General features: G+C 37.1%; 4 protein-coding genes. 1 reads left to right on the forward strand and 3 read right to left on the reverse strand.

Annotated features, from left to right (window positions below):
• Nucleotide 1: 1 nt before the first annotated feature.
• Nucleotides 2-3,691 (reverse strand): phosphoribosylformylglycinamidine synthase, encoded by a 3,690-nt coding sequence (gene purL, locus BN1354_RS00635; RefSeq protein ID WP_053825936.1) that lies wholly within the window; start codon nt 3,689-3,691, stop codon nt 2-4.
• A 139-nt stretch (nt 3,692-3,830) separates the two neighbouring features.
• Nucleotides 3,831-4,319 carry a metallophosphoesterase family protein gene (locus BN1354_RS00640; RefSeq protein WP_053825937.1) on the reverse strand — a complete coding sequence of 163 codons (489 nt, stop codon included), beginning with the start codon at nt 4,317-4,319 and terminating at the stop codon, nt 3,831-3,833.
• A gap of 164 nt (nt 4,320-4,483) precedes the next feature.
• On the opposite strand from BN1354_RS00640, the gene ppk1 reads away from it, so the two are divergent.
• Nucleotides 4,484-6,556, forward strand: a complete 2,073-nt coding sequence (gene ppk1 / locus BN1354_RS00645) for a polyphosphate kinase 1 (RefSeq protein WP_045090208.1) — start codon at nt 4,484-4,486, stop codon at nt 6,554-6,556.
• A gap of 110 nt (nt 6,557-6,666) precedes the next feature.
• Here ppk1 and rpoC read toward each other — a convergent pair whose 3' ends face one another.
• Nucleotides 6,667-10,953: a DNA-directed RNA polymerase subunit beta' gene (gene rpoC, locus BN1354_RS00650; protein ID WP_053825938.1), complete on the reverse strand. Its 4,287-nt coding sequence runs from the start codon at nt 10,951-10,953 to the stop codon at nt 6,667-6,669.

The following is a 10,953-nucleotide window of genomic DNA, read 5'->3' on the forward strand; positions in this document are numbered from 1 at the left end:
TTTATCGCGCAGATAACCATTCTCTTGCATTAACAAATGCTTCCATCCATGGAGTAACCTCATGTTTTCTGTAAGCAAAAGGATAGTAAGCATTTTGCCATGGGAATATTGTTCTTTCCAAGTGAGGCATCATTGCTAAATGGCGACCATCTTTTGAGCATACTGCAGCTGCAGAATAGTCGGATCCATTTGGATTACCAGGATACTCATCATAAAGGTATTTTGCAGCAATATTATAATCACTTTCATTACCTGGTAATTCGAAGCGTCCTTCTCCGTGTGCAACCCATATGCCTAACTTAGTTCCTTCAAGTGACTTAAGCATTACTGATTCATTCTTAGGTATTACAAGACTTACAAATGTAGATTCGAACTTGTTTGAAGTGTTGTGCTGCATTTTTGGGTGTTGTTCACCAAGTTCAGGGAAAATAAGTCCCATTTCCATTAATAACTGGCATCCATTACATACACCCAGACTTAATGTATCTTCTCTTGCAAAGAAATTACGAAGAGCTGCTTTAGCTTTCTCATTGTACTTAAATCCACCTGCCCAGCCTTTTGCGGAACCAAGAACGTCTGAGTTAGAGAATCCTCCACAGAAAACTGCTAATTGAACATCTTCCAAAGTTTCTCTTCCAGATGTAAGATCAGTCATATGAACATCTTTTACATCGAAACCTGCAAGAAATAGTGAATATGCCATTTCACGTTCACCATTAGTTCCTTTTTCACGAATAATTGCTGCAGTCAATCCTGATTTTACTTTACGATTTGGGTTAAGTCCCATATCTTCCATTTTACCGGTAAATTCAGGTTTGATTTCAAACTGAAGAGGTTGTTGACTATAATTTTTGAATCTTAGTTCTGCATGTTCAGGTCCACTTTGTTTCTTATCAAGCAGATAAGATGTCTTGTACCATATATTTCTCAGTTTATCAATATCAAACTCTTTAACAAATTCGTCTTTAGCAATTACAAGTTTACGATCTTCTATCGGTCGGGCTACTATTGCAAAACCTAAACCATAGTCCTGAAGAATCTTCTCAACTAGTCTATGATGTTTAACCTGAATCAATACTCCAGGATTTTCAGAAAATAGTATTTTAATAAGATCTGAATTACGTATTTTATCTAGTCTTGACTCGAGTCCCCCTTTTGGATTAGCAAAGCACATCTCCAGCATTGCTGTGATCATACCTCCGGCTGAAACATCATGCCCAGATAAAATTAAGCCTCTGTTAACCAGTTCCTGTACCGCTGCAAATGCATTTTTAAAATATTCAGCATCTGTTACACTTGGAGCCTCATCTCCAATTTTGCTCATAGTCTGAGCAAATGCAGAGCCACCAAGCTTAAATGTATCGAATGAGAAATCTATATAATAAATGTATGTGCCTTTTATATATGCTAACACAGGAGATACAATCTTGCGAATATTGCTAACCTCTGCTGCTGCAGAAATAATTACAGTTCCCGGAGAGTAAATTTTATCTTCTCCATACTGTTGTGTCATGGAGAGAGAATCTTTTCCTGTAGGAATGTTGATACCCAAATCACAAACAAAATCGGAGCATGCTTCTACAGCTTTGTAGAGTCTTGCATCTTCACCCGGATTTTTACAAGGCCACATCCAGTTAGCACTTAGAGAAACACTCTGGAGCCCATTTGCCAGTGGAGCAAATACAATGTTTGTCAAAGACTCAGCAACTGCCATTACAGATCCAGCAGCAGGATCAATCATAGCTACTTGAGGTGCATGTCCGATTGATGTAGCAATACCGGCATGTCCTCTGTAGTCAAGCGCCACGGCACCACAATCGCTTAAAGGTAACTGAATTTCACCCTGACATTGCTGACGAGCTATTTTACCTGTTACAGACCTATCTACCTTATTTGTTAGCCAATCCTTACATGCTACTGACTCAAGCTTGAGTACATTTTCTACATACTCCTCCAGATTCTGTATATCATATTCAGGTTTAGTGTATTCCTCTATTATTGTAGTGTCATTCATCACAGTTTCTGGCGTTTTACCAAAGAAGTCATCCAACTCCATATCAATAGGTTTTACTCCATTAGATTGTGTGAATGTTAATCTCATATCACCGGTAGTTTCACCAACAACATAAAGTGGTGCCTGTTCTCTTGATGCTATCCGCTCTACTCTTTCTATATCTTTTTGACTCATCAGAAGACCCATTCGTTCCTGACTCTCGTTGCCAATTATCTCTTTGGCAGAAAGAGTTTTGTCACCAACTGGCAGTTTATCAACTTCAATAATGCCACCTGTGCTTTCTACTATTTCAGATAGGCAGTTTAGATGACCTCCCGCTCCGTGATCATGAATTGAAACAATTGGGTTGTCTTCAGACTCTGCAAGTGAGCGGATTACGTTAGATACACGTTTTTGCATTTCAGGATTAGCTCTTTGTATAGCATTAAGTTCTATACCTTCAGAATACTCTCCGGTGTTAACTGATGATACAGCTCCACCACCCATTCCAATTCTATAATTATCTCCACCTAAAACTACAATTTTTTCTCCTTTTTCAGGAATGCCTTTCTTTGCATCGCGTTTATTTGCATATCCTACACCTCCTGCAAGCATGATAACCTTATCGAAACCAAACTTTTTATTGTTCTCAGTGTGCTCAAATGTAAGAACTGAGCCACAAATCAGAGGCTGTCCATATTTGTTACCAAAGTCAGAAGCTCCGTTTGAAGCCTTAATTAAGATCTGCTCAGGTGTTTGATACAACCAGTTTCGAGGGGAGAGTGTTTGTTCCCAGGGGCGATCACTTTCAAGACGAGGGTATGAAGTCATATAAACTGCAGTACCTGCTATAGGTAATGATCCTTTACCACCTGCAAGTCTGTCACGTATTTCACCACCAGTTCCGGTGGATGCTCCATTAAATGGCTCTACAGTTGTTGGGAAGTTATGAGTTTCTGCTTTAAGAGATAATACACTCTCAATCTCTTTAGTAATAAAATAGTCTGGTTTATCTCCACTGGCTGGTACAAACTGTTCAATTACTGGTCCTTGTATAAATGCAACATTATCTTTATATGCTGAAATAAGAGAGTTTGGATTGACAGAAGAGGTCTTTTTAATCATCTGAAACAGTGACATCTCTTTTTCTTCACCATCTATAATGAATTTTCCATTGAATATTTTGTGACGACAGTGCTCAGAGTTAACTTGAGAGAACCCAAATACTTCACTATCTGTGAGTTTTCGTCCCATCTTTTTGCTAACACTGTTTAAATAGTTTATTTCATCAACACTCATGGCCAATCCTTCAGATTGGTTGTAAGCCTCTATATCATCAATGTAAATAATATCTTCAGGCTTTTTGTCGATCGTGAAAACTGACTGATCCAGCTTCTTATATATACGTTGAAGCATTGGATCAAAATATGAATCTCCATTATCTGAAAAAGGGGTATATTCTTCTATTCGAGTTATACCATCTATTCCCATATTTCTGGTAATTTCTACAGCACATGTACTCCAGGGAGTAATCATTTCACGGCGAGGTCCAACATATTGCTTTTCTATTATATCTGTATCAAGCAACTCAGCTTCACCAAATAACCATTTTAGTTTACGCAGTGTTTCAGGAGTAAATGTTTTTCCTGTTTCTACTGCTATAATACTATTAGAGGGAGTTTTGAAAAAAGAAATCATATCTCAGTTTTTGATCGATTTATATATAGAATTAAAAGACAAAGTTACCAAAAAAGAGTGATATAATCAGTTAGAATAATCATTTTGTCTGATTTGATACTTGGATTATCTTTTCGAGAGCCTTTAAAGAATTAAAAATCTACTTTATTTCGATAACCTCTAAGTCTCTGATATTACCATTATCAAGGATAAATCGCAGAATTGTGCGAACTTTATGAAAACCGTATATACCAGCAGCTCCCGGATTCATATGAAGGCATTCAATTTTTTTATCATACATAACCTTAAGTATATGAGAGTGACCACTTATAAATAATTTCGGTGGGTTAGCAAGTAACTGTGAGCGTAAAGAAGGATCATATCTACCCGGATATCCTCCTATATGAGTCATCAAGACATCAATATTCTCTACGTTAAACCGCAATATATCAGGGTATTGAGCTCTTAGTATATTGTCATCAATATTTCCATAAACAGCCCTGAAAGGTTTAAAATTCTCAAACCTTTCGGCAAGCTCTACTGTTCCGATATCTCCCGCATGCCATATTTCATCACAATCCTTGAAATACAACTCAAATTTATTGTCCCAATATCCGTGGGTATCAGACAGCAACCCAATTTTCTTCATATAAATTACATTGTTTCTTGACAACAAAGATAGATTTTTAAATAGAAAACAACTGATTCAATAATTTGTACTATTATTTTCAATCCTAAATATTGTCAAAATGTCTTTTATTCAAACAAACTTCGTATTTTTGAGTATAAATAAACAGTTACAACCCCTTTACAATGAAAAATCATCAATACTCGTATTTTAAACGTGATATAAGCTGGCTGTCTTTTAACTATCGTGTTCTGCTTGAAGCTAAAGATGAGCGGCTGCCGGTTTATGAGCGAATAAAATTCTTATCCATTTACTCCTCAAATTTAGAGGAGTTCTATAAAATCAGAGTAAGCGGTTATCATAGTTCTCTGCTTGAAAGAATTAATCGCGATGAATCAGTTGAAGAGGCGCTAAAAACAATAGTTCAGATTAACAACGAAGTAACTTCACAGGAAAAAGAGTATTATAATATTTTTAATAATATGATTCTTCCTGAACTGAAAAGGAATAGTATTGTACTATATCAAACTCACGAAGTAAAATCCTTTCATAAGAGCTATGTAGAGAAATATTTCAATGAAGAAGTTTTTCCATATCTTCAGCCAATGATCATTCAAAAAGATGATATTCACTCATTCATTCAGGATGGTCGTATATATCAAACAATCAGTCTGCTTAAAAAGAAAAAAAAGATTGAAGATGATCCTTCAAATTACACTTACGCTATAATGAAGATTCCATATACCAAAATACCCAGGTTTATTGAATTGCCCTCTTATGGTGGTAATTATTACATTATGTTTATTGATGATGTAATTAAAGCCAACCTGAAAAGTGTTTTCCCCGGGTATGAAATTATGGACTGTTTTAGTATAAAGATTTCGCGTGATGCTGATTTCTCACTCGAAGATGAAGATCAGAAAGATATAGCTGAAGAGATATTGAAAAAAGTACGCAAACGTAAGATAGGAGCTGTAACTCGTTTTCAATACGATAAGAATATGCCAGATTATTTTCTTAATTATCTATGCGAGGCATATGAAATAGAAGAAGAAGAGCTACTTCCCTCAGGTCAATACCTAAATTTGTCCGATCTTGCACAACTGCCAAATCCTGTTGGAAATGCATTAAAGCAACAACTTCCACAACCATTAAGAGTACCTGAGCTGGAATCTCACAACTCTGTATTACGTGTATTAAGAAAGCAGGATGTTTTGCTGCATTTTCCTTATCAATCTTTTGACTACCTGCTTAGATTTCTGTTACAAGCAGCATTTGACCCTAAAGTTTTAGAAATTAAGGTTACTCAGTATAGAGTTGCAGAAAACTCAGCTGTTATAAACAGTTTAATCAGCGCTGCAAAGAATGGGAAAAAGGTGACGGTTTTCGTTGAACTTAAAGCTCGTTTCGATGAAGAAAACAACTATATTTCATCTGAACTGATGCAACAGGCAGGAGTAAAAATTATTTACAGCCTTCCAGGATTAAAAGTACATGCAAAACTGGCATATGTTCGTAAACGCAGCAATGATCCTGATGAGCCGATTAAAGGATATGCATATTTGGGAACTGGAAATTTTAATGAAAAAACAGCCCGGATATACTCAGATAAAGGATTACTTACATCTAATAAGGAATTTATAAAAGATATTGACGAAGTATTCCGGGTACTTGAAGGAAAACCTCATATGCACAATTTTAAACACCTGCTGGTAACACAGTTCAACATGCTATCCGAGATTCATCGTATGATAGAACGGGAAATTGAGAATGTGAAAAAAGGTGGTATAGGCTATATTATTCTCAAGATGAATAGTCTTGAGGATAAAGGTATGATAGATGCACTATATCGCGCAAGTGAAGCAGGTGTAAAAATAGATCTGATTGTCAGAGGAATATGTTGTCTGATTCCTAATCAGCCCTATAGTAAAAATATAACTGTAACAAGAATAGTAGGTGCATATCTTGAACATGCGAGAGTGTGGTATTTCTTTAATGAAGGAGAAGAGAATGTTTATCTTACTTCAGCAGACTGGATGCAGAGAAATTTGCACCGACGCATAGAAGTTGCTTTCCCAATCTATACTGTATCTCTGAAAAAACAGATAATAGATATTCTGAGAATTCAGCTTGCTGATAATAAAAGTGCAGTATGGGTAGATGAAAATCTGAACAATGTATTTAAACATGATAATAAACCTTCTGTACGAGCACAAAAAGCTATTTATGAATATCTGAAAAGATCCACCGGAAAATAATCTTATCAGATAAAATATCTCAATCTAAGGTTTGAAATCCAATATTTATTATATAAAAAAACCCGGAACTTATAATTAGCTCCGGGTTTTTAAATATTATATCAGTTAATTTATTCCTGAGAAATTGCTTCCTGGAACAGATTACTTCTTTTGTTTGCATTGATCTTCTCAAAATCTTCACGAGATCCAACAACAAGCTTGTCAAACTCTCTCTGACCGGTACCGGCAGGTATAAGATGCCCAACAATAACGTTCTCTTTAAGTCCATCCAAAGTATCAACTTTACCATGAATAGCTGCATCGTTAAGTACTTTTGTTGTTTCCTGGAATGAAGCGGCAGACATAAAGCTGGTTGTTTGAAGAGCTGCACGGGTAATACCCTGTAATACCTGATTAGCTGTTGCAGGAACTGCATCACGTGCTTCCACTAGTTTCAAGTCACGACGTTTCAGAGAACTGTTCTCATCACGTAGTTTACGAACTGTAACAATCTGGCCTGGTTCGAATATTTGAGAATCACCCGCATCAGTAATTACTTTCTTACCCCAAGTGCGGTCATTTTCTTCCATAATTTCGAGTTTGTCAACCAGTTGCTGTTCTAAGAAACGAGTATCACCCGGATCAACAACCTCAACTTTACGCATCATCTGTCGTACTATTACTTCAAAGTGCTTATCATTAATCTTAACACCTTGCAGACGATAAACATCCTGAACTTCGTTCACAATATACTCCTGTACAGCCGTAGGCCCTTTAATTGCCAGTATATCAGCCGGAGTAATTGCGCCTTCTGAAAGAGGCATACCAGCACGGATATAGTCATTTTCCTGAACAAGTATCTGCTTGGACAATGGAACAAGATATTTTTTAACTTCACCTGTTTTTGAAGTAACTGAAATTTCCTGATTACCTCTCTTGATCTTACCAAAAGATACCTCACCATCAATTTCGGTTACAACAGCAGGGTTAGAAGGATTACGTGCTTCAAATAACTCAGTAACTCGTGGTAAACCTCCGGTGATGTCACCAGATTTTCCAACTGCACGAGGTATTTTTACTAACGTATCACCAGCTTTAATAACATCATTCTCATTTTTAACAATGTGAGAACCTAAAGGTAGTGTATATGTTCTTAAAATATCATCGTTCTCATCAACAATATGTGCAGATGGAGCTTTTGTTTTATCCCTAGATTCAATAATTACCTTTTCTTTCAACCCTGTCTGTTCGTCAGATTCAACCTTATAAGTAAGGTTTTCGGTAAAGTTTTCGAAACGGATTCTACCAGATGCTTCAGATACAATTACTGCATTGAATGGATCCCATTCACATATCAGATCACCTTTTTTAATTTTGTCACCCTGATTGAAGTAGAGTTTAGAACCGTAAGGTACGTTATGAGAAAGTAATACAATTTTTGTATTTGGATCGATAATTCTCATTTCCATCAAACGGCTTACAACAACTTTGTATGGTTTGCCTTCTGAGTCAGCTGTTTCTACAAAGCGTAGTTCTTCAAACTCAACAATACCATCATATTTTGCTATTATTCTACTTTCTGCAGCTATGTTAGATGCGATACCCCCAACGTGGAATGTTCTAAGTGTAAGCTGAGTTCCCGGCTCACCAATTGACTGAGCAGCAATAACACCAACAGCTTCACCTTTTTGAACCATATGACCGGTTGCAAGGTTTCTACCATAACATTTAGCACATACTCCATGTGATGATTCACAAGTCAGAACTGATCTTATTTCAACACGTTCAATCGGAGATTCTTCTATTTTCTTAGCAATTTCTTCTGTAATTTCTTCACCTGAATTTACGATAATTTCTCCAGTGTTAGGATGCTGTACATCATGTACAGAGACACGACCAAGAATACGTTCATACAGAGAAGCAATTACCTCTTCGTTATTCTTAATAGCTGTTGCTGTTAAACCTCTTAAAGTGCCACAGTCAACTTCATTTACAATAACATCCTGAGATACGTCAACCAGACGGCGTGTCAGATAACCAGCGTCAGCTGTTTTAAGAGCTGTATCCGCAAGACCTTTACGAGCACCGTGAGTAGAGATGAAATACTCAAGAACCGACAGACCTTCTTTAAAGTTAGCGAGAATTGGGTTTTCAATAATCTGAGAACCTTCAGCACCACTTTTTTGAGGTTTCGCCATCAATCCACGCATACCTGATAACTGTCTGATCTGTTCACGCGAACCACGCGCTCCAGAATCAAGCATCATGTAAACAGAGTTGAATCCCTGGTCATCTTCAGATAATTGTTTCATCAGAATATTCGACAGCTTGGAGTTAATATGTGTCCATGTGTCAATAATCTGGTTATAACGTTCATTATAGGTAATGAATCCCATATTGTAGTTCTCAAGAATCTGCTCAACCTCGTCATAACCTTGCTGAATAAGAGATTCTTTCTCTTTTGGTATAATTACATCTTCAAGATTGAATGATAATCCTCCCTTGAATGCCATTTTATAACCGAGGTCCTTAATATCATCAAGATACTGAGCAGTACGTGCAACACCACAAGTTTTTATAACCTTTCCAATAATATCGCGAAGAGATTTTTTAGAAAGCAGTTCGTTTACATATCCCACCTCTTTTGGAATAGCCTCATTTGTAATAACACGGCCTACAGTAGTTTCGTGCATTTTACGAATCGGATTTCCTTCTTCGTCAATATCATCAACAATTACCTTAACAAGAGCATGAATATCTACTGCTCCTTCGTTATAAGCAATTATAGCTTCTTCTTCACCATAGAAAATCATTCCTTCTCCTTTAGCACCCGGACGTATTTTTGTAATATAGTATAGTCCGAGAACCATGTCCTGTGAAGGAACTGTAATTGGTGCACCGTTAGCCGGATTAAGAATATTATGAGAAGCAAGCATCAATAGCTGAGCTTCAAGAATTGCTTCATTTCCAAGAGGAAGGTGAACAGCCATCTGGTCACCATCAAAGTCCGCGTTAAACGCAGTACATGCAAGTGGGTGCAACTGAATTGCTTTACCCTCGATAAGTTTTGGCTGGAAAGCCTGAATACCCAATCTGTGAAGGGTAGGGGCACGGTTCAGAAGAACCGGGTGTCCTTTCATCACATATTCAAGTATATCGTAAACAACAGGCTCTTTCCTGTCAACAATCTTTTTAGCAGACTTAACTGTTTTAACAATACCTCTTTCTATTAACTTACGGATAATAAACGGTTTGTATAATTCAGCTGCCATGTCCTTAGGAAGACCACATTCATGCATCTTAAGCTCCGGACCAACCACAATAACCGAACGGGCAGAGTAGTCCACACGTTTTCCAAGTAAGTTTTGACGGAAACGCCCCTGTTTTCCTTTTAAACTGTCAGATAGAGATTTCAACGGACGGTTTGATTCAGTTTTAATTGCACTCGATTTACGAGAGTTGTCAAATAATGAATCTACCGATTCCTGAAGCATACGTTTCTCATTTCTGAGGATCACATCAGGAGCCTTAATATCGATCAACCTTTTCAGACGATTATTACGTATGATAACCCTGCGATAAAGGTCATTCAAGTCTGATGTGGCAAATCTTCCTCCATCAAGAGGAACCAGTGGCCTGAGATCAGGTGGAATAACAGGAATTACCTTCATTATCATCCACTCAGGCTTATTAATATTTTTTGAACCACGGAAGGCCTCTACTACCTGTAGTTGCTTAAGTGCTTCATTCTTACGTTGCTGAGAAGTTTCAGTATTTGCTTTGTGACGCAGTTGATTTGCCAGTTTGTCAAGATTTATTCTTTCAAGCAGGCTCAACAGTGCTTCTGCACCCATCTTAGCAATAAATTTATTTGGATCGGAATCTTCTAGAAGTTGATTCTCCTTTGGAATTGAGTCCAGATATTCAAGATATTCATCTTCTGTCAAAAGATCTTTTTCCGACAATTTGTCCTCAAGAATACCAGGCTGGATTACGACATATCTTTCGTAATAAATAATTGTATCCAGTTTTTTTGTTGGTATACCTAACAGATAACCTATTTTATTAGGTAATGATCTAAAATACCATATATGAGCAACAGGAACTACCAGATGGATATGTCCCGTACGTTCGCGACGCACCTTTTTTTCTGTAACTTCTACACCGCAACGATCACACACGATACCCTTATAACGAATTCTTTTATATTTTCCGCAGTGACATTCGTAATCTTTTACTGGACCGAATATACGTTCGCAAAATAATCCGTCACGTTCAGGTTTGTATGTACGGTAGTTAATTGTTTCCGGCTTTAAAACTTCGCCATAAGAGTTTTCAAGAACTTTTTCCGGTGAAGCCAGACTGATCGTAATTTTTGAAAAGTTACTCTTTATTTTATTCTCTTTTCTATATGCCAT

It is taken from the genome of Lascolabacillus massiliensis (genome assembly GCF_001282625.1).
GTDB classification, from domain to species: Bacteria; Bacteroidota; Bacteroidia; order Bacteroidales; family Dysgonomonadaceae; genus Proteiniphilum; species Proteiniphilum massiliensis.